Source organism: Streptomyces sp. NPDC029169, from assembly GCF_055563935.1.
The window spans coordinates 377,721-403,738 of the sequence record NZ_JBVHXA010000003.1; the positions used below are offsets into that span (position 1 = coordinate 377,721).

At 71.6% G+C, this 26,018-nt stretch carries 24 protein-coding genes; 16 read left to right on the forward strand and 8 right to left on the reverse strand.

The features are described 5' to 3' along the window. Window position 1 precedes the first annotated feature (1 nt). The 8 genes from ACZ4VI_RS08440 to ACZ4VI_RS08475 all read left to right on the forward strand — a co-directional run bounded on the left by ACZ4VI_RS08440 (window position 2) and on the right by ACZ4VI_RS08475 (window position 9,150). Window positions 2–1,060: an ABC transporter ATP-binding protein gene (locus ACZ4VI_RS08440; RefSeq protein ID WP_467997831.1), complete on the forward strand. Its 1,059-nt coding sequence runs from the start codon at window positions 2–4 to the stop codon at window positions 1,058–1,060. Then, window positions 1,053–2,201: an ABC transporter ATP-binding protein gene (locus ACZ4VI_RS08445; protein ID WP_467997833.1), complete on the forward strand. Its 1,149-nt coding sequence runs from the start codon at window positions 1,053–1,055 to the stop codon at window positions 2,199–2,201. Before ACZ4VI_RS08440 ends, ACZ4VI_RS08445 begins: the two co-directional genes overlap by 8 nt. 165 nt (window positions 2,202–2,366) lie before the next feature. Next, window positions 2,367–3,995 (forward strand): peptide ABC transporter substrate-binding protein, encoded by a 1,629-nt coding sequence (locus tag ACZ4VI_RS08450; RefSeq protein WP_467997835.1) that lies wholly within the window; start codon window positions 2,367–2,369, stop codon window positions 3,993–3,995. Between the two features lie 82 nt (window positions 3,996–4,077). Further along, entirely contained in the window at window positions 4,078–5,001 is a 924-nt protein-coding gene (locus ACZ4VI_RS08455) for an ABC transporter permease (protein WP_467997836.1), read from the forward strand. Further along, the gene (locus tag ACZ4VI_RS08460) at window positions 4,994–5,980 is read left to right on the forward strand and encodes an ABC transporter permease (protein ID WP_467997838.1); all 987 of its coding nucleotides are present in this window, start codon (window positions 4,994–4,996) and stop codon (window positions 5,978–5,980) included. Before ACZ4VI_RS08455 ends, ACZ4VI_RS08460 begins: the two co-directional genes overlap by 8 nt. 6 nt (window positions 5,981–5,986) lie before the next feature. Continuing rightward, window positions 5,987–6,961 (forward strand): ABC transporter ATP-binding protein, encoded by a 975-nt coding sequence (locus ACZ4VI_RS08465; protein ID WP_467997840.1) that lies wholly within the window; start codon window positions 5,987–5,989, stop codon window positions 6,959–6,961. Continuing rightward, complete coding sequence (locus tag ACZ4VI_RS08470) at window positions 6,954–7,994, forward strand: ABC transporter ATP-binding protein (protein WP_467997841.1); 1,041 nt, start codon at window positions 6,954–6,956, stop codon at window positions 7,992–7,994. Before ACZ4VI_RS08465 ends, ACZ4VI_RS08470 begins: the two co-directional genes overlap by 8 nt. A 226-nt stretch (window positions 7,995–8,220) precedes the next feature. After that, on the forward strand, window positions 8,221–9,150 hold the full coding sequence (locus tag ACZ4VI_RS08475; RefSeq protein WP_467997843.1) for a hypothetical protein: 930 nt from the start codon (window positions 8,221–8,223) through the stop codon (window positions 9,148–9,150). Between the two features lie 4 nt (window positions 9,151–9,154). Here ACZ4VI_RS08475 and ACZ4VI_RS08480 read toward each other — a convergent pair whose 3' ends face one another. Then, entirely contained in the window at window positions 9,155–11,311 is a 2,157-nt protein-coding gene (locus tag ACZ4VI_RS08480) for a S9 family peptidase (protein WP_467997845.1), read from the reverse strand. 166 nt (window positions 11,312–11,477) lie between these two features. Between ACZ4VI_RS08480 and ACZ4VI_RS08485 the strand changes: the two genes are divergently transcribed. The 4 genes from ACZ4VI_RS08485 to ACZ4VI_RS08500 all read left to right on the forward strand — a co-directional run bounded on the left by ACZ4VI_RS08485 (window position 11,478) and on the right by ACZ4VI_RS08500 (window position 15,319). After that, window positions 11,478–11,672: a hypothetical protein gene (locus ACZ4VI_RS08485; RefSeq protein WP_137993529.1), complete on the forward strand. Its 195-nt coding sequence runs from the start codon at window positions 11,478–11,480 to the stop codon at window positions 11,670–11,672. A gap of 55 nt (window positions 11,673–11,727) precedes the next feature. After that, complete coding sequence (gene mshB, locus ACZ4VI_RS08490) at window positions 11,728–12,618, forward strand: N-acetyl-1-D-myo-inositol-2-amino-2-deoxy-alpha-D-glucopyranoside deacetylase (RefSeq protein WP_467997847.1); 891 nt, start codon at window positions 11,728–11,730, stop codon at window positions 12,616–12,618. An 8-nt stretch (window positions 12,619–12,626) separates the two neighbouring features. Then, entirely contained in the window at window positions 12,627–12,959 is a 333-nt protein-coding gene (locus ACZ4VI_RS08495) for a DUF6113 family protein (RefSeq protein WP_467997849.1), read from the forward strand. A gap of 185 nt (window positions 12,960–13,144) precedes the next feature. Beyond that, window positions 13,145–15,319: a peptidoglycan binding domain-containing protein gene (locus ACZ4VI_RS08500; protein ID WP_467997850.1), complete on the forward strand. Its 2,175-nt coding sequence runs from the start codon at window positions 13,145–13,147 to the stop codon at window positions 15,317–15,319. Between the two features lie 51 nt (window positions 15,320–15,370). On the opposite strand, the gene ACZ4VI_RS08505 is transcribed toward ACZ4VI_RS08500, so the two are convergent. The 4 genes from ACZ4VI_RS08505 to ACZ4VI_RS08520 form a co-directional block, all read right to left on the reverse strand. After that, entirely contained in the window at window positions 15,371–15,595 is a 225-nt protein-coding gene (locus ACZ4VI_RS08505) for a hypothetical protein (RefSeq protein ID WP_467997852.1), read from the reverse strand. Window positions 15,596–15,665: 70 nt separating this feature from the next. Beyond that, window positions 15,666–17,039 (reverse strand): protein kinase domain-containing protein, encoded by a 1,374-nt coding sequence (locus tag ACZ4VI_RS08510; protein ID WP_467997854.1) that lies wholly within the window; start codon window positions 17,037–17,039, stop codon window positions 15,666–15,668. 85 nt (window positions 17,040–17,124) lie between these two features. Beyond that, window positions 17,125–17,952: a transglutaminase family protein gene (locus ACZ4VI_RS08515; RefSeq protein ID WP_467998098.1), complete on the reverse strand. Its 828-nt coding sequence runs from the start codon at window positions 17,950–17,952 to the stop codon at window positions 17,125–17,127. Window positions 17,953–17,957: 5 nt separating this feature from the next. Next, window positions 17,958–18,959 (reverse strand): GNAT family N-acetyltransferase, encoded by a 1,002-nt coding sequence (locus ACZ4VI_RS08520; RefSeq protein ID WP_467997856.1) that lies wholly within the window; start codon window positions 18,957–18,959, stop codon window positions 17,958–17,960. Window positions 18,960–19,071: 112 nt separating this feature from the next. On the opposite strand from ACZ4VI_RS08520, the gene fdxA reads away from it, so the two are divergent. Both fdxA and ACZ4VI_RS08530 read left to right on the forward strand, forming a co-directional pair. Next, complete coding sequence (fdxA, locus tag ACZ4VI_RS08525; RefSeq protein ID WP_003985062.1) at window positions 19,072–19,392, forward strand: ferredoxin; 321 nt, start codon at window positions 19,072–19,074, stop codon at window positions 19,390–19,392. Window positions 19,393–19,476: 84 nt separating this feature from the next. Beyond that, window positions 19,477–20,589 (forward strand): bifunctional succinyldiaminopimelate transaminase/glutamate-prephenate aminotransferase, encoded by a 1,113-nt coding sequence (locus tag ACZ4VI_RS08530; RefSeq protein WP_467997858.1) that lies wholly within the window; start codon window positions 19,477–19,479, stop codon window positions 20,587–20,589. 209 nt (window positions 20,590–20,798) lie between these two features. Here ACZ4VI_RS08530 and ACZ4VI_RS08535 read toward each other — a convergent pair whose 3' ends face one another. Both ACZ4VI_RS08535 and ACZ4VI_RS08540 read right to left on the reverse strand, forming a co-directional pair. Then, entirely contained in the window at window positions 20,799–21,251 is a 453-nt protein-coding gene (locus ACZ4VI_RS08535; RefSeq protein WP_467997860.1) for an ATP-binding protein, read from the reverse strand. Window positions 21,252–22,185: 934 nt separating this feature from the next. Beyond that, window positions 22,186–23,115 (reverse strand): hypothetical protein, encoded by a 930-nt coding sequence (locus tag ACZ4VI_RS08540; RefSeq protein ID WP_467997862.1) that lies wholly within the window; start codon window positions 23,113–23,115, stop codon window positions 22,186–22,188. A 29-nt stretch (window positions 23,116–23,144) separates the two neighbouring features. Here ACZ4VI_RS08540 and dapE point away from each other — a divergent pair, with 29 nt between their 5' ends. Beyond that, window positions 23,145–24,227, forward strand: coding sequence for a succinyl-diaminopimelate desuccinylase (gene dapE, locus ACZ4VI_RS08545; RefSeq protein WP_467997864.1), 1,083 nt, complete (start codon window positions 23,145–23,147; stop codon window positions 24,225–24,227). An 84-nt stretch (window positions 24,228–24,311) separates the two neighbouring features. Further along, window positions 24,312–25,061, forward strand: a complete 750-nt coding sequence (locus tag ACZ4VI_RS08550) for an LOG family protein (protein ID WP_467997865.1) — start codon at window positions 24,312–24,314, stop codon at window positions 25,059–25,061. Window positions 25,062–25,124: 63 nt separating this feature from the next. Here ACZ4VI_RS08550 and folP read toward each other — a convergent pair whose 3' ends face one another. Next, entirely contained in the window at window positions 25,125–25,985 is an 861-nt protein-coding gene (gene folP, locus ACZ4VI_RS08555) for a dihydropteroate synthase (protein WP_467997867.1), read from the reverse strand. Between the last annotated feature and the right edge of the window lie 33 nt (window positions 25,986–26,018).

The window sequence follows — 26,018 nt, forward strand, 5'->3', positions numbered from 1 at the left end:
AGTGACCACCATCGACAAGACAGCGACCGTCCCCGCGCCGCGCGACGGCGAGACCTTTGACGGTCCACTCCTCGACGTGCGCGACCTCCACGTGGAGTTCCGCACCCGTGAAGGTGTCGCAAAGGCCGTGAACGGCGTCTCGTACTCCGTGAACGCCGGCGAGACCCTCGCCGTCCTCGGCGAGTCCGGTTCCGGCAAGTCCGTGACCGCGCAGGCCATCATGGGCATCCTCGACACCCCGCCCGGGTTCGTGACCAAGGGAGAGATCCTCTTCCGTGGCCAGGACATGCTCAAGATGTCCGAGGACGAGCACCGGAAGCTCCGCGGCAGCAAGGTCGCGATGATCTTCCAGGACGCCCTGTCCTCCCTCAACCCCGTGCTCAGCGTCGGCTACCAGCTCGGCGAGATGTTCCGGGTGCACCAGGGCCTCTCCAAGAAGGAGGCCAAGGCCAAGGCCATCGAGCTGATGGACCGGGTGAAGATCCCGGCCGCCGTCGCTCGGGTCAACGACTACCCGCACCAGTTCTCCGGCGGTATGCGCCAGCGCATCATGATCGCCATGGCGCTCGCCCTGGAGCCGGACCTGATCATCGCGGACGAGCCCACCACGGCGCTCGACGTGACCGTCCAGGCCCAGGTCATGGACCTCCTCGCGGAGCTCCAGCGCGAGTACAACATGGGCCTGATCCTGATCACCCACGACCTCGGCGTCGTCGCCGACGTCGCGGACAAGATCGCGGTCATGTACGCGGGCCGGATCGTCGAGCAGTCGCCGGTGCACGAGATCTACGCGCGCCCGGCCCACCCCTACACCAAGGGCCTGCTCGACTCGATCCCGCGCCTGGACCAGAAGGGCCAGGAGCTCTACGCGATCAAGGGCCTGCCGCCCAACCTGCTGAAGATCCCGTCCGGGTGCGCCTTCAACCCGCGCTGCCCCAAGGCCGACGACATCTGCCGCACGGAGATCCCGGCGCTCGTGCCGGTCACCGAGCAGGACGGCACGGAGCTGCCGGGCCGCGGCAGCGCCTGCCACTTCTGGAAGGAGACGATCCATGGCTGAGCTCAGCAAGAAGGACGACGCCGCGGACGCGACTCCGAACGTGACCGAGGTGCACGAGGTCGAGGCCGTCAGCGAGGCGGAGGCCGTAGCCGCCCTCGACGCCCCGGTCGAGCGCGGTGAGCCGATCCTGCAGGTGCGCAACCTGGTCAAGCACTTCCCGCTGACCCAGGGCATCCTGTTCAAGCGTCAGGTCGGCGCGGTCAAGGCCGTGGACGGGATCTCCTTCGACCTCTACCAGGGCGAGACCCTCGGCATCGTCGGCGAGTCCGGCTGTGGCAAGTCCACGGTCGCCAAGCTCCTGATGAACCTGGAGCAGGCGACCGCGGGCGAGGTCTTCTACAAGGGCCAGGACATCACCAAGCTGTCCGGCCGCGCGCTGAAGGCCGTCCGCCGGAACATCCAGATGGTGTTCCAGGACCCGTACACCTCGCTGAACCCGCGCATGACGGTCGGCGACATCATCGGCGAGCCCTTCGACATCCACCCCGAGGTGGCCCCGAAGGGCGACCGGCGCCGCAAGGTGCAGGAGCTGCTCGATGTGGTCGGTCTGAACCCCGAGTACATCAACCGGTACCCGCACCAGTTCTCCGGCGGTCAGCGCCAGCGCATCGGCATCGCCCGGGGCCTCGCGCTCAACCCGGAGATCATCATCTGCGACGAGCCGGTCTCGGCCCTGGACGTCTCCGTCCAGGCGCAGGTCATCAACCTGATGGAGCAGCTGCAGGACGAGTTCAACCTCTCCTACGTCTTCATCGCGCACGACCTGTCGATCGTCCGGCACATCTCCGACCGGGTCGGCGTGATGTACCTCGGCAAGATGGCCGAGATCGGTACGGACACGCAGATCTACGACCACCCGACGCACCCCTACACCCAGGCGCTGCTGTCGGCGGTCCCGGTTCCGGACCCGGAGGCCCGTGAGGGCCGCGAGCGGATCATCCTCACCGGTGACGTCCCCTCGCCGGCCAACCCGCCGTCGGGCTGCCGCTTCCGCACCCGGTGCTGGAAGGCGCAGGAGAAGTGCTCCACGGAGGTCCCGCTCCTGGCGATCCCCGAGCGCTTCCAGGGCCAGGACACCCCGGCCGCGCACGAGTCGGCGTGCCACTTCGCCGAGGAGAAGGACGTCGTCCACGCGTCGTAGTTCTCTCTGCTGTACACCGAGGGCGCCCCGGGCCATGACGGCCGGGGCGCCCTCGGTGCTTTTCCCTGCGGGGTCGCTTCCGTACGGGTGTCGTAAAGGTGCATAGGGTATGCAGTCGGGTGATATTGGGGCCTACGTCACCATCAGGACCCCAGGAGGCACCTCATGCGCGGAGCCACACACGTCAAGTGGGCCGCACTCGCCGCAGCCGTCGTCCTCGCGGCCACGGCCTGCGGGGGCGGAGACGGCGGCGGTGGTGGTGGTGGCGCCGACGGCATCGTGACCTCCTCGTGGGGCGATCCGCAGAACCCGCTCGAACCGGCGAACACCAACGAGGTCCAGGGCGGCAAGGTCCTCTCCATGATCTTCCGGGGTCTCAAGCAGTACGACCCGAAGACCGGCGAGGCCAAGAACATGGTCGCCGAGAACATCGAGACGACCGACTCGACCAACTTCACCATCACCCTCAAGGACGGCTGGACCTTCTCCAACGGCCAGGCGGTCACCGCGAAGTCCTTCGTGGACGCCTGGAACTACGGCGCCCATCTGAAGAACAACCAGAAGAACGCCCCCTTCTTCGGCCAGATCCAGGGCTACGACCAGGTCCACCCCAAGAGCGGCGAGCCGACCGCCGAGACGATGTCCGGCCTCAAGGTCGTCGACGACAAGACCTTCACGGTCAAGCTCACCCAGAAGTTCTCGACCTGGCCCGAGACCCTCGGCTACAACGCCTTCGCCCCGCTGCCCCAGGCCTTCTTCGACGACCACGCCGCCTGGCTGAACCAGCCCGTCGGCAACGGCCCGTACACCGTCGACTCGTACACCAAGGGCTCGCAGATGGAGCTGAAGCGCTGGGACGGCTACCCCGGCGAGGACAAGGCGCAGAACGGCGGCGTGACCCTCAGGGTCTACACCGACAACAACACCGCCTACACCGACCTGACGGCCGGCAACCTCGACCTCGTCGACGACGTGCCCGCCTCCCAGCTCAAGAACGTCCAGGCGGACCTCGGCGACCGGTACATCAACGTCCCGGCCGGCATCATCCAGACCCTCGGGTTCCCGTTCTACGACCCCGCGTGGAACAAGCCGGGTCAGGAGAAGCTCCGGCAGGGCATCTCCCGGGCCATCAACCGTCAGCAGATCACCGACACGATCTTCCAGAAGACCCGGACCCCCGCCGTCGACTGGACCTCCCCGGTCCTCGGCGAGGAGGGCGGCTTCAAGAACATCTGCGGCGACTTCTGCAAGTTCGACGCCGAAGAGGCGAAGAAGCTGGTCGCCGAGGGCGGCGGCATCCCGGGCGGCACGATGGAGATCTCGTACAACGCCGACACCGGCTCCCACAAGGAGTGGGTGGACGCCGTCTGCAACTCCATCAACAACGCGCTCGGCAACAACAGGGCCTGCGTCGGCAACCCGATCGGCACCTTCGCCGACTACCGCAGCCAGGTCTCCACGCAGAAGCTGACGGGCCCGTTCCGGGCCGGCTGGCAGATGGACTACCCGCTCATCCAGAACTTCCTCCAGCCGCTGTACTACACCAACGCCTCCTCGAACGACGGCAAGTACACCGACCCCGAGTTCGACAAGCTCGTCGACCAGGCCAACGCCGAGTCCGACACCGCGAAGGCCGTCGAGACCTTCCAGAAGGCCGAGGAAATCCTCCGCGACGACATGGGCGCGATCCCGCTCTGGTACCAGAACGGCAGCGCCGGATACTCCCCGAACGTCTCCAACGTGGTGCTGAACCCCTTCAGCGTCCCGGTCTACGACCAGATCAAGGTCGGCTGACGCAGCGCGTCGGCGTACGGCCCGGCCCGGCGTTCTCCCGCGCGCCGGGCCGTACGCCTACCCCACACCCCCGGAGCCCCTCATGGGTCGTTATGTGATCCGGCGTCTGCTGCAGATGATCCCGGTCTTCATCGGCGCCACCCTGCTGATCTTCCTGATGGTGAACGTGATGGGCGACCCCATCGCCGGCCTCTGCGGCGACCGCGCCTGTGATCCGGCCACCGCCGCCCGGCTGGAGAAGGAGTTCGGCCTCGACAAGCCCGTGTGGCAGCAATACCTGATCTACATGGGCAACCTCTTCACCGGCGACTTCGGGACGGCCTTCAACGGCCAGCCGGTGACCGAGCTGATGGCCAGCGCCTTCCCCGTCACCATCCGGCTCACGATCGTCGCGATCCTCTTCGAGATCGTCATCGGCATCAGCCTCGGCGTCCTGACGGGCCTGCGGCGGGGCCGCCCCGTCGACACCTCCGTGCTGGTCCTCACGCTGGTCGTCATCTCGGTCCCGACGTTCGTCACCGGTCTGCTGCTCCAGCTGCTGTTCGGCGTGAAGTGGGGCTGGATCAAGCCCGCCGTCTCGTCCGAAGCCACCTTCGACGAGCTGATCGTCCCCGGCCTCGTCCTCGCCTCGGTGTCCCTCGCGTACGTCACCCGGCTCACCCGGACCTCGATCGCCGAGAACAAGCGCGCCGACTACGTCCGCACCGCCATCGCCAAGGGCCTGCCGCGCCGCCGGGTCGTCACCCGCCACCTGCTGCGCAACTCGCTCATCCCGGTGGTCACCTTCATCGGCGCCGACATCGGCGCGCTGATGGGCGGCGCCATCGTCACCGAGCGGATCTTCAACATCCACGGCGTCGGCTACCAGCTCTACCAGGGCATCGTCCGCCAGAACACCCAGACCGTCGTCGGCTTCGTGACGATCCTCGTCCTCGTCTTCCTGCTGGCCAACCTCCTCGTCGACCTCCTGTACGCCGTCCTTGACCCGAGGATCCGCTATGCCTGAGCAGCCTCAGCCGTTCGACGACGGCCGCGCGATCGACCACACCGGCGCCGGAGGCCCGATCGACCTCGCGATGGAAGAGGCCGAGACCCTCGAGAAGACCCCCGGCGGCCCCCTCGGCACCGGCCCCGCGGGCAAGCCCCGTTCCCTGTGGTCCGACGCCTGGCGCGACCTGCGCCGCAACCCGGTCTTCATCGTCTCGGGCCTGATCATCGTCTTCCTGGTGATCATCTCCATCTGGCCCTCCCTGATCGCCAGTGGAGACCCCCTCCAGTGCGATCTCGCCAGGGCCCAGGAAGGCTCCCAGCCCGGCCACCCCTTCGGCTTCAACGGCCAGGGCTGCGACGTCTACACACGTACGGTCTACGGCGCCCGCACCTCCGTCGCCGTCGGCGTCCTCGCCACCCTCGGCGTCGCGATCCTCGGCTCCACCCTCGGCGGACTGGCCGGCTTCTTCGGCGGCGGCTGGGACGGGGTCCTCTCCCGGATCACCGACGTCTTCTTCGCCATCCCGGTCGTCCTCGGCGGACTCGTCCTGCTGTCGGTCGTCACCAGCAGCACCATCTGGCCCGTCATCGGCTTCATGGTGCTGCTCGGCTGGCCGCAGATCTCCCGCATCGCCCGCGGCTCGGTCATCACGGCCAAACAGAACGACTACGTCCAGGCGGCCCGCGCCCTCGGCGCCCCCAGCTCCCGCATCCTGCTGCGGCACATCGCCCCCAACGCCGTCGCCCCGGTCATCGTCGTGGCGACCATCGCCCTCGGGACGTACATCTCGCTCGAAGCGACCCTGTCGTACCTCGGCGTCGGGCTGAAGCCGCCGACCGTCTCCTGGGGCATCGACATCTCCTCGGCCTCGCAGTACATCCGCAACGCCCCGCACATGCTGCTTTGGCCGGCGGGTGCGCTCGCCATCACCGTGCTCGCGTTCATCATGCTCGGCGACGCGGTGCGCGACGCCCTCGACCCGAAGCTGAGGTAGGCGCCCATGCTGCTCGAAGTGAGCGATCTGCACGTGGAGTTCCACACCCGGGACGGGGTGGCCAAGGCGGTCAACGGGGTCAGCTACTCGGTCGACGCCGGCGAGACGCTGGCCGTGCTCGGCGAGTCCGGCTCCGGGAAGTCCGTCACCGCTCAGGCCGTCATGGGCATCCTCGACATCCCTCCGGGGAAGATCACCGGCGGCGAGATCCGCTTCCAGGGCGAGGACCTGCTGAAGCTCAAGGAGGAGGACCGGCGCAAGGTCCGGGGCGCGAAGATGGCGATGATCTTCCAGGACGCGCTGTCCTCCCTCAACCCCGTCATCAGCGTCGGCGACCAGCTCGGCGAGATGTTCCAGGTGCACCAGGGGCTGTCCCGCAAGGACTCCCGGGCCAAGGCGATCGAGCTGATGGACCGGGTCCGCATCCCGGCGGCCAAGGAGCGGGTGGGGCAGTATCCGCACCAGTTCTCCGGCGGCATGCGCCAGCGCATCATGATCGCGATGGCGCTCTCCCTCGAACCGGAGCTGATCATCGCGGACGAGCCGACGACCGCGCTCGACGTCACCGTCCAGGCCCAGGTCATGGAGCTCCTCGCCGAGCTCCAGCGCGAGCTCGACATGGGCCTCATCCTCATCACCCACGACCTCGGCGTCGTCGCGGACGTCGCCGACAAGATCGCCGTGATGTACGCGGGCCGGATCGTCGAGACCGCCCCCGTCCACGACATCTACAAGTCACCCGCTCACCCCTACACCCGCGGCCTGCTCGACTCGATCCCGCGCCTGGACCAGAAGGGCCAGGAGCTCTACGCGATCAAGGGTCTGCCCCCGAACCTGCTGGCCATCCCGCCCGGCTGCGCCTTCAACCCGCGCTGCCCGCTGGCCCGGGACCGGTGCCGCGTGGAGGAACCGCCGCTGTACGAGGTGTCGGAGGAACGCCGCAGCGCGTGCCACTACTGGCAGGAGGCCATCCGTGGCTGAGCCGATTCTCGAGGTCCGGGACCTGTACAAGCACTACCCGCTGACCCAGGGCATCCTCTTCAAGAAGCAGGTCGGCGCGGTCAAGGCCGTCGACGGCGTCGACTTCGACCTGGCGGCGGGGGAGACCCTCGGCATCGTCGGCGAGTCCGGCTGCGGCAAGTCGACCGTGGCGAAGATGCTGGTCAACCTGGAGCGCCCGACCTCGGGGTCGATCCGCTACAAGGGCGACGACATCACCAAGCTGTCGCCGCGGGCGCTGCGCGCGGTCCGCCGCAACATCCAGATGGTCTTCCAGGACCCGTACACCTCGCTCAACCCGCGGATGACGGTCGGCGACATCATCGGAGAGCCGTACGAGATCCACCCCGAGGTCGCCCCCAAGGGGGACCGGCGGCGGAAGGTCCAGGACCTGCTGGACGTGGTGGGGCTCAACCCGGAGTACATCAACCGCTATCCGCACCAGTTCAGCGGCGGCCAGCGGCAGCGCATCGGCATCGCCCGCGGCCTCGCACTCCAGCCGGAGATCATCGTCGCCGACGAGCCGGTCTCGGCGCTCGACGTGTCCGTCCAGGCCCAGGTCATCAACCTGATGGGGAAGCTTCAGAACGAGTTCTCGCTGTCGTACGTGTTCATCGCCCACGACCTGTCGATCGTGCGGCACATCTCCGACCGGGTCGGCGTCATGTACCTCGGCCGGATCGTGGAGACCGGCACGGACGCCCAGATCTACGAGCACCCCACGCACCCGTACACCCAGGCGCTGCTCTCCGCGGTCCCGGTACCCGACCCGGACGCGCGGGAGCACCGCGAGCGCATCCTCCTCGCCGGGGACGTGCCCTCCCCGGCCAACATCCCCTCGGGCTGCCGCTTCCGCACCCGCTGCTGGAAGGCGCAGGAGCGCTGCGCGCTGGAGGTGCCGTTGCTGGCGGTCCCGGCGGAGTTCCGGCTGACGGACACGCCGGCGAAGCACGACTCGGCGTGCCACTTCGCGGAGGAGAAGCAGGTGGTTCCTGCGGAGGAGGAGCCGGGGTAGGGCATTTCCGTATGAACCACCGTCAAATTCGTTAACCCGCAGGCAACTCGGCCGACCCGGATCCGATATACGAACGGGTCATGCTCGACAGCGTACGGCCGTGCGGGTGCCGTAGGCCGGCCGGGACGCGCCATGTCGCCCCGGCCGGCCGACACTCCCGCGTCCTTGCCGCTCGAATATGCGGAACCGCTTGTTTCGGTGCGTGGTAGCGGTGAGTATCGGCTTCGTGACAGTGACACGACCGGCACGTCTCACCGGCGCCGCGCTGTGCGGTGCGCTCGCGCTCGTCAGCGTCGGCTGGCTTCTGCGGGACCTCGCGGCCTTCGGCTCGCCCGCCGGACTTGGCTGGTACTGGGCCGGGGAGCGCAGCTTCCTGCTGCGCCGCAGGGCCGCCACCTCGCTGGTCGATCCCCTCCTGCTCGTCGCGTACGTCGCCACCGCCGTCGCCGTCTGCCGCTCCTCCCTCGCCGCGCCCGCGCTCGCCGCCACCGGCGCCGTCACGCTCGCGCTGCGGCTGCCCGGACTGTGGGCCACCGGCGTCGACGCGCTCGTCACGACCCTCCTCACGCTCGCCCTCGCCGCCGGGCTCGTCGTCACCGCGGCCGCCGGCCGCCAGCCCGCCGAGTCCCGGTACGAGTTACCGGCCCCGCCCCGCACGGGTCCCGCCGTCGCCGCCGGGGTCCTCTGCGCCGTGGCCGGGCTCGCCTGGGTCGCCTGGGAGGTGTACTGGGCGACCGTGCTCCCGGCCGAGGCGACGGTCGACCGGTTCACCGGCGGCCGCTCGCTCCTCCTGCCCGCGCTCGCCGTCCCCCCGGCCTGGCAGAACGTGATGGTCGCCGTCCTGTTCCTCGCCGCCACCGGCACCGCCTTCGCCCGCGCCCCGCTCGCCCGCCCCCTCGGCCTCCTTGCCGGGCTGCTCATGGCGGGCTGGGGGCTGGCCGGGACCGCCATCGCGTTACGGTTCGGCCGGCCCGAGCACCTCGCAGCACTGGACGACGACGGCCGGCTCGCCCTCGCCACCTCCGCGTACGGGCTGCTTGCCGGAGCCGCCGTGCTCGTCCTGCTCTCCGTGCGCGGCGCACCCCGTCCCGTACTCCGTCAGCCAGTGGCCGCGCTGCCGCCCGCCCCGCCGTCCCCCCGCCCGCCCGGCTGGTGAACTCCTAGTCGAGCCCGAGCGCGCGCTTCAGGAAGTCCACCTGAAGCAACAGCAGGTTCTCCGCCACCTGCTCCTGTGGCGTCATATGGGTCACGCCCGACAGCGGGAGCACCTCATGGGGTCGCCCGGCCGCCAGCAGGGCCGAGGAGAGCCGCAGCGTATGGGCCATCACCACATTGTCGTCTGCCAGGCCATGGATGATCATCATCGGCCGCGCCGGCTCCCCCGGCGCCGTCAGGCCGTCGTCCGTGACCAGGGAGTTCGCCGCGTACACCTCCGGGCTCTCCTGCGGCGTCCCCAGATACCGCTCGGTGTAGTGGGTGTCGTACAGCCGGAAGTCCGTCACCGGCGCCCCCGCGATCGCCGCGTGGAAGACGTCGGGCCGCCGCAGCACCGCGAGCGCGGCGAGATAACCGCCGTACGACCAGCCCCGGATCGCCACCCGCCCCAGATCGAGCGGGAGGTCCTTCGCCAGCGCCTGCAAGGCCTCGATCTGGTCGTCGAGGGTCGGAGTCAGATCGTTCTTGATCGCCTTCTCCCAGCCGGGCGACCGGCCCGGCGCACCCCGCCCGTCCGCCACGATCACGGCGAAACCCTGGTCGGCGAACCACTGCGACGTCAGATGCGGGTTGTGCGCGGCGACCACCCGCTGGCCGTGCGGACCGCCGTACGGATCCATCAGCACGGGAAGCGGCCCGTCCCCTTCCGCGTATCCGGACGGAAGCAGGACGGCGCACGGAATTCGCCGTGCGCCCCCCTCCATGAGCCGCACGCCCGCCGACAGGACCGGCGTCTCCGCGTGCGAGGCGATCACCGCGACCTGGACGCCGTCCCGCAGTACCCGCGCCACACTCCCCGGCGCGTCCGGCCGCGCGGAGACCAGCACCGTCACCGCGCCGCCCCGCACCGCCGAGTGCACGCCCACGCCCTCCGAGACCCGCTCCACCCCCAGCTCGTTGACCCGGTACACATGGATCTCCCCGGTCTCCGGCTCCGCCCGCTCCTCACCGGCCGACGCCGACACCAGGACGTCGTTCTCCCCGATGTCGAGGACGGACCGCAGCTGCAGCGCCCCACCCGTCAGCGCCCGGTCCGCGACCGCCAGGACCCGCGCCCCGCCCTCGTCGGCGATCCGCACGAGCCGCCCGTCCGGCGCCCACGCCGGCACCCCCGGCAGCAGCTCCAGCCACACCGGGTCCTCGTCCACATGCACCGTCCGCGTGGCCCCGGTCGCCGCGTCCACCGCCAGATGCAGCTGGGTGCGCTGGTCACGAGCCTGTACGAGGATCAGCGGAGCCCCGCCCTCCGACCAGTGCACCCGGGCCAGATACGGATACCGCTCCCGGTCCCACTCGACCTCCGTCCGCTCCCCGGCCAGATCCACCACGTACAGCCGCACCTCCGCGTTCGGCGTCCCCGCCGCCGGATACGGCACCACATGGGGCTCCCGGTCCGGGTGCGCCGGATCGGCGATCCACCACCGCCGGACCGCCCGGTCGTGCGCCCGCGCCACCAGCAGCCGGTCCGACTCCGGCGACCACCAGAAGCCCCGGTGCCTGCCCATCTCCTCGGCGGCGATGAACTCCGCGAGCCCGTACGTCGTATGGGCGTCCTCGGGCTCCGCGAGCGCCCGGTCGCCCTCCCCGTCCGCCTCCCCGTCCGCGCCCGTCACCCGCAGCGCGCCGCCCGCCACATAGGCGATGTGCCGCCCGTCCGGCGACGGCCGCGGGTCGATCACCGGTCCCGGCACCGGGAGTTCCCGCGCCGTCCCCGCTCGCAGCTCCGCCGCGAACAGCCGCCCCGAGAGCGCGAACGCCGCCAACTCCACGGCCGTGTCCACCGCGTACGCCACGATCCCGCCCGAACCCTCACGGCTCCGCTCGCGCCGCGCCCGCTCCTCCGCCGACAACTCCTCGGCCTCGCCCGCGAGCAGCGTCTCCGGGTCGGCCGCGAGCCGCTCCCGGGGCTCCTGGCCCCGGGCCAGGTCGAGGACCCACAGCGCGTGCGAGCGGTCCGTACCGGAGGACGAGCGAACGAACACGACTCTTTCACCGTCGGGAGAGACCGTGAAAGCGCGTGGAACGCCCAGGGTGAAGCGTTGGGTGCGGGCGTACTGACGAGGGAACGAGAGCGGGAACGACGGCAGTTGCGTGGAGGTCATGCGACCGAACCTAGCGTCGTGCGCCCCCTTGTGCCCCCGTACACCATCAATGCGGAGCCACACATAGTTATGATCCGTAGCGCTAGGTGGGTAGGGGACACCTGGCACATGCTCGCCGACCTGACCGTCCGAATATCCGACCGAAGAAGTGTGGAGGTGAACCGCCGTGGCACTCTCGATTTCGGCGGTGGTGCTGCTGGCGATCGTCGTCTTCCTGCTGATCCGGAAATCCGGGCTGAAGGCTGGACATGCGGCGGTCTGCGCGCTCCTGGGGTTCTACCTGGCGAGCTCGTCCATCGCCCCGTCCATCAGCACCCTCACCACCAACGTGGCGGGCATGATCGGCGGCCTCAAGTTCTGAGCCTCGTGCTCCCGGCCTCGTGCTCGTCCCCGGCCCCGCCTCGTAGGGTGGGGCCATGACGGTTCTCCCAGCCCGTCGTCTGCTCCTGGTGCACGCGCACCCGGACGACGAGTCGATCAACAACGGCGCCACCATGGCCAGGTACGCGGCCGAGGGTGCCCAGGTCACGCTCGTGACCTGCACACTCGGCGAGGAGGGCGAGGTCATCCCGCCCGGGCTCGCCCACCTCGCACCCGACCGGGAGGACCGGCTCGGCGACCATCGCGTCGGCGAGCTCGCCGACGCGATGAAGGAGCTGGGCGTCACCGACCACCGCTTCCTCGGCGGCCCGGGGCGGTTCCGCGACTCCGGAATGATGGGCGTCGAGCAGAACCGGCGCGCGAACGCCTTCTGGAACACGGACGTCGACACCGCCGCCCCGTACCTCGTCGAGATCATCCGCGAGACCCGGCCGCAGGTCCTGGTCACGTACGACCCCGACGGCGGCTACGGCCACCCCGACCACATCCAGGCCCACCGCGTCGCCATGCGCGCCGCCGACCTGGCCGCCGACGCCGCGTACCGGCCCGACCTCGGCCCGGCGCACGCGATCGCGAAGATCTACTGGAACCGCGTCCCCCGCCCGGTCGCCGAGGCCGGCTTCGCCCGGCTGCGCGCCGAGGGCGCCGCCTTCCCCGGCATCGCGGACATCGACGACGTACCGGGTGTCGTCGAGGAGTCCCTGATCACCGCCGAGATCGACGGCGGCACGGCCTGGGCGGCCCGTAAGACCGCCGCGATGCGGGCCCATGCCACACAAATCGCCGTCGACGGCGCCTTCTTCGCGCTCTCGAACGACCTCGGGCAGCCGATCCTCACCACGGAGTACTACCAGTTGGTGAGGGGTACGCCCGGCGCACCGGCGGGCGTGCGCGAGCACGACCTCTTCGCGGGCGTGCGCGTATGAACGTCCGCATGGTCTGGTACGTCGTGTTCCTCGTCCTCGGAGCGCTGGTCGGGGCCGCCGGCTCGATCGTCCAACCCGCCTGGTTCCCCGGCGGGTTGATCCTCGCTCTGCTCGCCACCGCCGGAGTCTTCTACGGCGGGCTGCGGGCCACCGACACCCAGGTCGGCCTCGCGTCCGCGGGGGCGGGCTGGCTCGTCGCCATCGTGCTGCTCAGCTTCGGACGCCCGGAAGGCGACGGGGTCTTCGGCGGCGGAGTCGGGGAGATGATCTATCTTCTCGGGGGCATGGCGATCGCTGTGATGTGTGCCACGATGTCGCGGCTTCCTCGACCGGCCCCGTGAACAGGCCGACTTGAGAGGAGCTTCGGTGAAGGGGTGCCCACACTTCGGCCGGATTGCCCCTTACTCGATCCCCGGCCGTCGGGTGCGTGTCGGCGACGGCCAGTATGGTGGTGCGCGCCGCCGAGCCGCCCGGGTACACGTGCACCAGCAAGAGCGGGCGGTGGAGCCAACCGGGAGAACCTGCTTTGAGTCGTGAAACTGGTCGAGAGACTGACAGTTCGTCCTCCGGCGCCCAGGGGCGCGGTGGAGCCGCGTACCCCTCGGGCACGCCGCCGTACGGATCGCGCCAGTATCCGTCGCTCCACCCCACGCAGGACGGGTCCGACGAGAGGGCCGGTGCCGCTGCCGCACCGCCCGCTCCTGCGCAGCCGGAAGAGCCGAAGACCGAGACCACGCTGACCACCCGGATCCGGATCAACATCCCGGGTTCGCGGCCGATCCCGCCCGTGGTGGTCCGCAAGCCGGTCGGGGACGCGGGCGCGGAGCCCGGCACCGCCGCTCCGGCCGCCGAGGCGGCACCGGCCCCCGCGCCGAAGGCCCCGGCTCCCGCGCCCGCTCCGGCCGAGGCCGAGCCGCCCCGGGCGGAGGAGAAGCCGGCGAGTGACTGGTTCGCCCCGCGCAAGCCGGCCGCGCCGACTGCGCCCGGAGCGCCCGCCGCTCCCGCCGCTCCCGCGGCGCCCGCGGCTCCGGCGGCGACGTCGGGGCTGTCCGAGCTGTCGGGGAAGGGGCCCGGTCCCGGTGCCGCCGGTCCGCGTGCCTCCGGTCCCGGTGCCCCCGGACCCGGTGCCTCCGGTCCCGGTGCTTCCGGTCCCGGGCGGACGCCTCCGGCGGGTGTACGACCCCCGGCGGCGGGCGGCCCGGCCCGTGGTGCCGGTTTCGCCGGTCCCGCGACGGGCGGCATCCCGAGGGTCGGCGGCGCCTCGATCTCGGCCACCCCCGCGTCCGGTACGCCGATGTTCCTCACCACCCCGCCGCAGGACGAGGCTGCGTACGGCCCCGGCGGCTCGCCGTACCCCCAGGGTGCGCCGAAGCCGCCCACCGGTCCGACCACGGGCCCGGTCACGGGCAGCAGCCCCATGGGCGGAGCCCCGCGCGGCGGCGGTCCGCTCGGCGGGGCCCCCATGGGTGGAGCGCCGCTGGGCGGCATGGGCGGTGACCCCTTCGGAGGCGCGGGAGCGCCGCGGATGTCCGACGACACCGCCGTCCTGACCCCGCAGAAGCCCGGCCCGGCCGCCCCGCCCCCGGGCCCTGTCGGCCATGTCTCCGGCGACACGCTCACCAGCGGCATCCCCGTCGTACCCGCGGGCCCGGACCTCGGCTTCTCTGCCCCGGAGTTCGTCGGCGGCACCCCGGCTCCGGTCGCCCCGCGCCCCGCGCCCGCTCCTTCCTCCTCGTCCTCCGCGCCCGCGAAGAAGGGCCGCTCGAAGCTGGTCCTCGTCGGCGTCGGCGTGTTCGGCCTGGCCGGTGTCGCCTACGGCGCCGGGCTGCTCCTCAACCACTCCGACGTCCCCAAGGGCACGACCGTCCTCGGCGTCGACATCGGCGGCGGTACGAAGGAGGAGGCGGTCAACAAGCTGGAGACCGCCCTCGGGCAGCGCGCCCACGCCCCGCTCCAGCTCAGCGTCGGCGGGAAGAAGGTCGAGCTCTCCCCGGACAAGGCCGGTCTCTCCCTGGACAGCCAGGAGACCGTCCGCGCCGCCGCGGGCAGCGACTACAACCCCGTCTCGGTGATCGGCTCGCTCTTCGGCGGCGAGCGCGTCGCCGAGCCGAAGCTCCCGGTCGACGAGGAGAAGTTGGCCGTCGCCCTGCGGGACGTGGCCGGCACCTCCGGTTCGGCCACCGAGGGCACGATCACGTTCTCCCCGGGCAAGGTCACCGCCGTGGAGGGCAAGCCGGGCAAGGGCCTGGACGTGGGCCGTTCGATGATCTTCGTCAAGGACGCGTTCCGCGCCCAGGTCGAGACGGGCCGGTCGAACGCCGTCGAGCTGCCCGTCGTCACCCGCGAGCCCACGATCACCAAGGCCGAGCTGGACCGGGCGATGAAGGAGTTCGCCCAGCCCGCGATGTCCGGCGTGGTCGTGATCAAGGCGGGCCCGAAGGAGATCAAGTTCGGCCCGGCGCGGTCGCTGCCGCAGATCCTCTCCATGAAGGCCGTCAACGGCCGCCTGGTGGAGGTCTACGACAAGAAGGCGATCGACAGGCTCCTCGACGGGGTCTTCGACGGCATCATGATCACCAAGGCCGACGGCAAGAAGCACCAGGTCTCCGCCGACGACGTCGCGTTCGTCCTGCGCGACGCGCTGAAGGGCAAGACCCTGGCCGAGCGGACGAAGGCGATCGACCTCAACGGCGAGGGCTGACGACCGCGGCGCCCGTCCCGCCGGCCATGACCGGCAGGACGGGCGCCATGGTCACCACTCGCCCCCGTACCGCTGCCGCTTCGAGCGCAGCCACTCCTGGATCTCCCGCTTCTCGCGGGGTGAGGCGGGCCGGAGGTCGGCGGCGCGGACCGTGGCCACGAAGTGCACGAACCGTACGCGGCGGTGGACTCCGTCCATGCCGATGACCTTGCCGGGGCCGTAGACGTCCGTCCCGGTGTGGGCGACGAAGGCGCCGGGACCGTGGGGGGTTTCCATTGCGTGCGAGCCCTTTCGCTCTGTGTGTTGTACCGGTCACACAGTGGCGTGGCCCACGTTACGCTCGGGGTCACTTGGGCATCGCCGACACGGCCGCCTTGGCGATCGTCATGGCCTCCTTGGCGCAGGAGGGGTGCTGGTCGCCGGTCAGCATGACCCACACGACGAGGTTGCCGTCGCGGACGTTCAGGGAGCATTTCCAGTCCTCGCGGAACGAGTCCCAGAACGCCTCGTCCCCGAAGTCGACCTCCTGGCGTGTGTACGCCTCCTTGTCGAAGGCCTCGTTCTGGCGTTCCGTCGCGTTCCCGTCCCCGCCGGCGGTCCGTCGCAGGGTCCACCGGACGACCGCGTGCGGTTTCTCCGTCCAGTTCGCCCAGTCCGGCGTGTCCTCCTCGTCGTACCAGGAGCAGCGGGTCACCGAGAGAGGGCCGTTCCGGAAGTTGCTGTCCTCGTTCTTCCGCCGCTCGGGCAGCGGAAGCTTCGGGGCCGCGTCCGCGCAGACCGGCGCCTTCGCGTACTTGTCGGGTTGACCGGTGCCCGTACCGCCGCCCGTACCGCCGCCCGTACCGCCCTCCTCTCGCAGCAGCAGATACGTACCGACTCCGCCGCCTGCCAGGGCGAGCGCGCCCGCGGTGACCAGGGCCACGAGCCTGCCGCGCCTTCGCTGGGGCGGCCGGGCGGGTGCCGGTGCGGATACCCGGGCCGCCGCCGTGACGGTCTCGGCGTCCGGGGCGGGTCGGGGGTCGGGCGGTGACGGGGTGGGCGTGCGCTCCTGGTCGTCACCCCCGCCCAGCAGTGCCTCCAGGCGGTCCTTCTGCTCGGCGATCAGCCGGTGGACCGCGGGCGGCCACGGCCGGGTCTTCGGGGAGACCGGGTCCAGCAGGCCCAGGAGCTCGGCCGGGGCCGGGCGGGCCGCCGGGTCCTTGGCGAGGCAGCGGGAGACGATCCCGCGCAGGTCCTTAGGCATACCGCTGAGGTCGGGCTTGGCGTGGACGACGTTGTAGAGCGTCATGAACGTCGAGTCGGCGGCGAACGGCGCGCGGCCGGTCGCCGCGAGGGCGAGGACCGAACCGAGCGAGAACACATCGCTCGCCGGGGTGAGTTCCTTGCTCTCGGCCTGCTCGGGCGACATGAACGCGGGTGAGCCGATCACCCACCCGGTCTGTGTCAGCGCCGTCGCCCCCACAGCCTCCGCCGCCCGGGCGATGCCGAAGTCGATCACGCGGACGCCGTCCTCGGCGAGCAGGACGTTCTCCGGCTTGAGGTCGCGGTGGATGAGGCCCACCCGGTGGATCTCGTCCAGCGCCGTCACCAGGCCGACCGCCAGCCGGTGGACGGTCTCCGCGGGCAGCGGCCCGGCGGCCTCCACGGCCGCGCCCAGTGAAGGGCCGGCCACGAACACCGAGGCCAGCCAAGGGAGCTCGGCGTCCGCGTCGGCGTCCATCACCGCGGCCGTATAGGCCCCCGAGACCCTTCGCGAGGCGGCGACCTCGCAGTCCGTACCCGCTTCGGGAATTGCGGATCAAGTCTTAGTTGAGGAGCGCCCGTGCCGCCTGCGCGCGGTGACGGATCGAGGCCGCCGCGCTCGGCTCGACCGCGTCGACGACCGAGGCGTACGCCTCCATCTCCGCCGCGCCCGCCAGGAACTCGCCCCGCTGCACCAGCAGCTCCGCGTGCTCGTAGCGCAGCCGCGCCGGGTGGGAGGGGAGCAGCAGGGACAGTTCCACCGCCCACAGCGCCACGCTGGAGCGCTCCGGGCGGGCCGAGGCCCAGGCGCGGATGTTGTTCAGGATGCGCAGGACGATGTCCAGCGGGTCCGCCGGGCGGAGCATCGAGGGCTCAAGGGGTTCGCCGGTCGCGCCGGCCACCAGCAGTTCCGCGTCCATGCCCGTCATCGGCCGGCCGCCCGCGAAGGGGTCCGCGAAGACCTGGGCCGCCGGGTCGCCGAAGCCGACCACGAAGTGGCCGGGCAGGCCGAGGCCGTACACCGGCGCGCCGGCCCGCCGCGCCACCTCCATCCACACCACGGAGAGGAGGATCGGCAGCCCCCGCCGCCGCTTCAGGACCTCGTGGAGCAGCGAGGACTCCAGGCGCTGGTAGTCGGCCGGGACGCCCTGGAAGCCGTACCGGCCGCCGAGCAGCCGGGCCAGGGCGGTCACCCAGTCCTCCGGATCGTGCAGGCCGTACGGCAGCTCCCCGGCCAGCCGGTCCAGCTCGATCTCCGCCGCGTCCAGGTCCGCCGTGCTCAGCCCGTCGTCCGCCACGGCGCCGATCAGCAGACAGAGCCGCGCGAGGTCCGGGCGCCGCGTACGGGCCTCCTCCGCGAACTCCCTCCGCCAGTCGGTCACGCCCGTCACCTCACTCACGCCTCCGCCGGCCGGTAGTGGTGGTAGTGGTGATGGACCGCGAAGCCCATCCCCTCGTACATCGCCCGGGCCCCGTCGTTCTCCGTCTCCACCTGGAGCCAGGCCGCCGACGCGCCCTCGTCGAGGGCCTGCCGGGCGAGCGCCGTCATGACGGCCGTGGCCAGGCCCTGGCGCCGGGACCCGGGGTCGACCTCCACCGCCATGAATCCGGCCCAGCGGCCGTCGACCACACACCGTCCGATCGCCGCCGGTATGTCTCCCGTGCCCGGTACGGATGCGAACCACACACTCGGGCCGCTGGAGAGGACGCTCAGCACATGGGGTCCGACCACACCGGACCGGTTGTAGCGACGGAGCCACGCCTCGTCCACGTTCCGCGCGAGCCGGACGCGTGACACGTCCGCGTCCAGGTCGCCGACCGGGGCAAGGCCTCCGACCCGTACCTCCGCCGTGACCTCCGACCGCCAGCCGCGCCGCTCGAGATCCGCGCAGAGGAGCTCCTGCGTGCCCTCGGCGCCGGTCGCCGTCTGGATATAAGGCGGGAGGTCCCGCTGCGCGTACCAGTCGCGCACACGGGCGAGCGCCTCGTCCATCGGCAGCCCGGGATCGCCGAGCGGCAGCACCGAATTCGCCCGCCGGGTGAATCCGCCGGCCGCCCGCAGCGTCCACTCGCCCATCGCCTCGCTCTCCACCGGCTGCCACGCGCGCGCCATCGCCCGCGCCAGCTCCTCGAAGGAGGCGGCGGGGCCACGCCTGCGGGCCGGGGCGGCGGGCACGACCTTGCCCGCGACCAGGGAGGATTCCGCGATTCGGACGGTCTCCCCGGTCCGGCGTGTGATCAAGAGCACACCACCTTCCCAGGATGTGAGAACTCCGACCGCGTCGGTGAATTTCCCACCGGAGTCACCCGCCTCCGTCACGTACCGAACTGAGACACGTTTTCCCACGTCAGCGCGGGTAATACGTACCTCAAGGCGCCCTCCTGCGGTGAATTCCACAGCTTCTCCGCCCCTCCTGTTCGGATCGTCCCCAAGAACGGAGATACTAGGGGCGGGCATCGACGACGCCGCGCTCCCGCGCAGACCAGCCCTACCGAGGAGGAACGACAGCGTGACCTACGTCATCGCGCAGCCTTGTGTCGACGTCAAGGACAAGGCATGCATCGAGGAGTGCCCCGTCGACTGCATCTACGAGGGCTCCCGGTCCTTGTACATCCACCCGGACGAATGCGTCGACTGTGGTGCTTGTGAGCCGGTGTGCCCGGTCGAGGCCATCTTCTACGAGGACGACACCCCGGAGGAGTGGAAGGACTACTACAAGGCGAACGTCGAGTTCTTCGACGAGCTCGGTTCGCCCGGTGGTGCCTCCAAGCTCGGCCTGATCGAGCGCGACCACCCCTTCATCGCCGCTCTGCCGCCGCAGAACGGCTGATACACCCGCCCTCGGTCCCGTACGGCCTCGCCCGCTGTACGGGACCGACGCGTTTTCCGTACGTACGAGGAAGTGAGCCAACTCGTGAGCGCAGTTTCGGGCGCAGTCTCTTCGCGCCTGCCCGTCTTCCCCTGGGACAAGCTGGAGCCGTACAAGAAGACGGCGGTGGCCCACCCGGACGGCATCGTGGACCTGTCCGTGGGCACCCCGGTCGACCCCGTGCCGGAGCTGATCCAGCGGGCGCTGGTCGCGGCGGCCGACTCGCCCGGCTATCCCACGGTCTGGGGCACCACCGAGCTGCGGGACGCGCTCACGGGCTGGTGCGGGCGGCGCCTCGGCGCGGTCGGCTTCACCCACCACAACGTGCTGCCGGTCGTCGGCTCCAAGGAGCTGGTGGCCTGGCTGCCGACCCAGCTCGGCCTCGGCGCCGGGGACCAGGTCGCGTACCCGCGGCTCGCCTACCCGACGTACGAGGTCGGCGCGCGGCTCTGCGGCGCGGAGCCCGTCGTGTACGACGACCCGGTGACGGACCTCGATCCGGCGCGGGTGAGGCTGCTGTGGCTGAACTCGCCGTCCAACCCCACCGGCAAGGTCCTGGGCAAGGACGAGCTGATCCGGATCGTGGCCTGGGCGCGTGAGCACGGCATCCTCGTCTTCTCCGACGAGTGCTACCTGGAGCTGGGCTGGGAGGCCGACCCGGTCTCGGTCCTGCACCCGGACGTCTGCGGCGGTACGTACGAGGGCATCGTCGCCGTGCACTCGCTCTCCAAGCGCTCCAACCTGGCCGGCTACCGGGCCGCGTTCATCGCGGGCGACGCGGCGGTCCTCGGCGAGCTGCTCCAGATCCGCAAGCACGGCGGGATGATGACGGCCGCCCCGGTGCAGGCCGCGACGGTCGCCGCACTCGGCGACGACACGCACGTGGCCGAGCAGCGGGAGCGGTACGCGGCCCGGCGCGCGGCGCTGCGGACGGCGCTGGAGGCGCACGGCTTCCGGATCGAGCACAGCGAGGCGAGCCTGTACCTGTGGGCGACCCGGGACGAGCCGTGCTGGGAGACGGTGGCGTACCTGGCGGAGAAGGGCATCCTGGTCGCGCCCGGCGACTTCTACGGGGTGGCGGGGGAGCGGTTCGTCCGCGTGGCCTTCACGGCGACGGACGAGCGCGTCGAGGCGGCGGTCAAGCGCCTGGGCGCCTGACGGGCGTACGGCGAGAGGGCCCGGGGAGCGTGACGTGCCTGGGCGCGCCTGACACCGTACGGCGAGAGGGCCCGGGGAACGTGACGCTGACGCGTGACGTGCCTGGGCGCGCCTGACGCCGTACGGCGAGAGGGCCCGGGGAACGTGACGCTGACGCGTGACGCTCCCCGGGCCCTTTCCCGTGCCGGTGCTGGAGAACCGGACGGGGGTCAGCCGCCGATCGGCAGGCCGCCCAGCGACGGCACACCGCCGGTCGGCAGGGCCTGGCCGAGGCCGCCCGTCGACGGGGCGCTGTCGGAGGCCGCGCCGGCGGTCTCGCCGAGGACCTCGCCCGCGCTGCCCGCGGTGTCGCCCGCGACCTTCTGCGCGGCCGGGGTGGCGGTCTTGCCCGCCTTGCCCACGGTCTTGCCGGCGGCCGGGACGGCCTTGCCGACGGCCTTGCTGCCGGTGTCGCCGACGACCCCGGTGGCGGTCTGCGAGGCACCGTCGACGGCGCTGCCGGCAGCGGCGCCGTCGAGCGAGCTGATGCCGGAGAGGGCGCCGGTGGGCGCGATGCTGTGGTCCATGGCGCTCGCGGAGCCGGCCGCACCGACCACGGGGGCTGCTCCGGCCGCGACGAGGAGGGCGGCGCGGGCGATCCGACGGGTCAGGGGGAGGGACATGGTGCTCCTTCGACGAAGAGGACGTTCTGACGCCGTGACAACCGAGACGGGGGAGGGGGAGGTTGCGGCGGCCGAAGGTAAAGGCTGCGTAATGCATCGCATTATCGGGTGGGGAGGAAAGCGGACGAACGCGCCGAAGATCCAGGGCCTGCCGAACCGTCACTTCCCTTGCGGCACAAGGGAAGCGACGGCTAGCTGCGCGGGCGCACGCCGCCCGCGACCGTGAATACCCGGTCGGGGGAAGGGTCGTACATGTGCCCGGCTGGGGCCCCGGCTGCCCGGGGCGCGGTCGCACGGGCTGCGGCACGAGCCGCCGGGGCGCGTGGGGCGGGGCTGGGCCCGGGCTTCGCCGGGCGGGCTACCCGCGCCTGGCCTGGCGCGTTGCCGGGGGCTGTTGGCCGGGCTTCGCCGGGCGGGGTGCCGGGGCGTTGCGCGGCTGGCTGTCGGTCGCGCCGCCGGGGACTGCTGCCCGGGTTTCGCCGGGCGGCGCGCCGGGACAACCCCCGCGGCGCGGGGCGAGCTGCCGGCTGCGGCCCGGGCTTCGCCGGGCGGGGTGCCGGGGCGTCGCTCGGCAGGCTGTGGGTCGAGCCGCCAGGAACTACCCACGCTGCGCCAGGCTCGCCGCCGAGCGACTACCCGGACGCCGCCGCGCGGGCTACCCGCGCGTTGCCAAGGGGGCTGCTGCCCCGCGTTGACGGAGGGTCCTGCCCGGGTGTCGCCTGGCGGGCTGCTGGGGGCTGCCCGCGCGGCGCGGGGCGAGTCGCCGGGGCTGGTGCCCGGGCTTCGCCGGGCGGGCGCCTGGCAAACCGCGCGGCGCGCGGCGGGGCTGCCCCGGCATCGCCGGCAGGCCGCCTCCGCCCCCGCTAGCGGGCCAGGCGGATGCGGACCTGCGGCGGGGCTACCCCGGCATCGCCGGCAGGCTGCCTCCGCCCCGCTAGCGGGCCAGGCGGATGCGGACCGTCTCGGGGGCGGCCGCGTCCGTCGTCCTCGTCCACGTGCCCGTGGCGTCGCTCGCGCGCCAGGTCTTGTCCGCGTAGGTCACTTCCGTGATCCGCAGGTCGTCGGCGCGGGCCACCGCCCAGTGGGCGAGTTCCCAGCCGCGCCGGGGCGCGGGGACCGGGACGGAGACCAGCGCGGGACTCGCCGCCGGGGCGGCGTTCGCGCCCGCGCTGCCCCCCGCCGTCGCCCGCGGAGCGGCCTTGGCGCCGAAGGCGCGTACCAGCTCCGCCCGCACCTTCGCCGGATCGCCCGGCTTCCCGTCCCGCACCTTGCCCGTCGTACAGCTGAGCGCGGCCGCCGAGCGGCCCGTCAGCGCCGCCGCAAGGAGCGACGCGTCCGGCTCGTGCTTCGCGTACGCCTGCGGGAAACCACTGCGCTGCACCTTCTGCGCCGCCACCGTCAACGGCAGCCGCGAATACCCCGGAACCTTCGCCAGACCCTCGTAGAACTTCCCCGAGGAGTACACCGGGTCCATGATCTGCTCCGGCGTTCCCCACCCCATGGACGGGCGCTGCTGGAACAGCCCCAGGGAGTCCCGGTCGCCGTGCCGGATGTTGCGCAGCGCGGACTCCTGGAGCGCCGTCGCCAGCGCGATCGTCACCGCGCGCTCCGGCATCCGGCGCGTGGTGCCCACGGCCGAGATGGTGGCCGCGTTCGACGCCTGCTCCGGCGTGAACTCGTATGTGTTCTCGCCACTCCCCACACGGCACCGGGGCGCGCCCTTGGGGCCCGTGACCTGGTGCACGGCCACATAGACGATCAGGCCGCAGAGCACGGCGAAGGCGGCCGTGAACCTGGCGAGACGGCCTGTGCGGGAGGTGCGGGCGCTGCGGGGGCTACGGGTGGGCTCGGACACGGGGCCCACCGTACTGGAGGCCGGGTTAGGGTCGGCACATGGCTGACATCGCTCCCCTCGACCTCACGCTGGACGGCCCCGCGCTCACCGCCGCGCTCGTCGACTTCCCCTCGGTCAGCGGGACCGAGAAGCCGCTCGCCGACGCGATCGAGCAGGCCCTCCGGACCCTGCCCCACCTCACCGTCGACCGGTACGGCAACAACGTCGTCGCCCGCACCCACCTCGGCCACGGGCAGCGCGTGATCCTCGCGGGGCACATCGACACCGTGCCGATCGCCGACAACGTCCCCTCGCGCCTCGACGAGAACGGCATCCTGTGGGGCTGCGGCACCTCCGACATGAAGTCGGGCGTCGCCGTCCAGCTCCGGATCGCCGCCACCGTCCCCGAGCCCAACCGCGACCTCACCTTCGTCTTCTACGACCAGGAGGAGGTCGCCGCCCACCTCAACGGCCTCGGGAAGGTCGCCGAGGCCCACCCGGACTGGCTGGAGGGCGACTTCGCGGTCCTCCTCGAAGGGTCGAACGCCGAGGTCGAGGGCGGCTGCCAGGGCACGCTGCGCGTCCTCCTGCGTACGGAGGGCGAGCGCGCCCACTCCGCACGCTCCTGGATGGGCTCCAACGCCATCCACACCGCGGCCCCGATCCTCGCCCGCCTCGCCGCGTACGAGCCGCGCAAGCCGGTCATCGACGGCCTGGAGTACCACGAGGGCCTCAACGCGGTACGGATCGAGGGCGGCGTCGCCAACAACGTGATCCCGGACGCCTGCACAGTCGTCGTCAACTACCGGTACGCCCCCGACCTCACTCGTGAGGAGGCAGAGGCGCACGTCCGCGAGGTCTTCGCCGACTGCGGCGTCGCCGAGTTCGTCGTCGACGACCACAGCGGGGGCGCCCTGCCCGGCCTCTCCCACCCGGCCGCCGAGGCGTTCATGAAGGCGGTCGGCGGCACCGCCCACCCCAAGTTCGGCTGGACCGACGTGGCCCGCTTCAGCGACCTCGGCGTCCCCGCCGTCAATTACGGTCCCGGCGACCCGATCTACGCGCACAAGGTGGACGAGCACGTGGTGGTGGAACGGGTCGTCCAGTGCGAGGCACGTCTCCGGGACTGGCTCACCGCCTGAAAGCCGTAATTCTGCTTTTTGTCACGTCTGTAGACCTACCCTGACCGAATCAGAAGATCAGTGGATCGGCGGAGGGAGCAGGCCATGGGTATCCCCGAGGGAGCGTCGAAGCCGGAGGAGCAGCGGCTGGGACCGGTGCTGAGGCGCCGGGATCAGGTCCAGCCGGGCACCACCGATCAGCGTCTGCTGGACACCGAGGGCGACTCGGAGTGGGTGCACACCGACCCCTGGCGGGTCATGCGCATCCAGTCCGAGTTCGTCGAGGGCTTCGGCGCGCTCGCCGAACTGCCGAGCGCGATCAGCGTCTTCGGTTCCGCCCGCACGAAGCCGGACTCCCCGGAGTACGACGCCGGCGTGCGGCTCGGCCGCGCGCTGGTCGAGGCCGGCTTCGCGGTGATCACGGGCGGCGGCCCGGGCGCGATGGAGGCGGCGAACAAGGGCGCGCGGGAGGCCAAGGGCATCTCGGTGGGCCTGGGGATCGAGCTCCCCTTCGAGCAGGGGCTCAACCAGCACGTCGACATCGGCGTGAACTTCCGCTACTTCTTCGTCCGCAAGACGATGTTCGTGAAGTACGCCCAGGGCTTCGTGGTCCTCCCGGGCGGCCTCGGCACCCTGGACGAGCTCTTCGAGGCGCTCACCCTGGTCCAGACGCGCAAGGTGACCCGCTTCCCGATCGTGCTCTTCGGTACGGAGTACTGGAAGGGCCTCGTGGACTGGCTCCGCGACTCGGTGGTCGCCGGCGGCAAGGCCTCGGAGCGGGACCTGCTGCTCTTCCACGTGACGGACGACGTGGAGGAGGCGGTGGCGCTGGTGTCGAAGGAGGTCGGCCGGTAACGGTGCCGGGCGCGACTCCCCGGCCGGTGGTCGACCGACCACCGGCCGCAGCCGCCCGACCGGCTACGCCAGCCCGCGCCGCGCCACCGCGGGCGCCCGGTGCCCCGCGATGGACGCCACCATGTCCAGTACCTGCCGCGTCTCGGCCACCTCATGCACGCGGTAGACCTGGGCGCCCAGCCACGCCGAGACCGCCGTCGTCGCCAGCGTCCCCAACACCCGCTCCTTGACGGGGCGGTCGAGGGTCTCCCCGACGAAGTCCTTGTTGGACAGGGAAACGAGCACCGGCCACCCCGTCTCCGCCATCTCGCCGAGGCGCCGGGTCGCCTCCAGGCTGTGGCGGGTGTTCTTCCCGAAGTCGTGGCCCGGGTCGATCATGATCCCGTCCCGCCGCACGCCCAGTTCGACCGCCCGCTCGGCCAGGCCCACGGTCACCCGCAGGATGTCGGCCATCACGTCCTCGTACTCGACCCGGTGCGGCCGGGTCCTCGGCTCCGCGCCGCCCGCGTGGGTGCACACGAGACCGGCGCCGTAGCGCGCCGCGACCTCCGCGAGCCGCGGGTCCACGCCGCCCCAGGCGTCGTTGAGGACGTCCGCGCCGGCCTCGCAGACCGCCTCGCCGACGTCGGCGCGCCAGGTGTCGACGCTGATGACGACGTCCGGGTGCCGGCGCCGTACCTCCGCGACGAAGCCGACCGTGCGGCGCGCCTCCTCCTCGGCCGTGACCTCCTCGCCGGGGCCCGCCTTCACGCCGCCGACGTCGATGATGGCGGCGCCCTCGGCCACCGCCTGCTCGACGCGGGCGAGGGCGGGCTCATCGCGGAAGGTGGCGCCCTGGTCGTAGAAGGAATCCGGGGTCCGGTTCACGATCGCCATGATCACCGGCTCGTGCGGCCCGAATTCACGCCGTCCCAAGCGCAGCATCCCTTTTGTCCTCCCTCGCGTCCATTCGCCTGC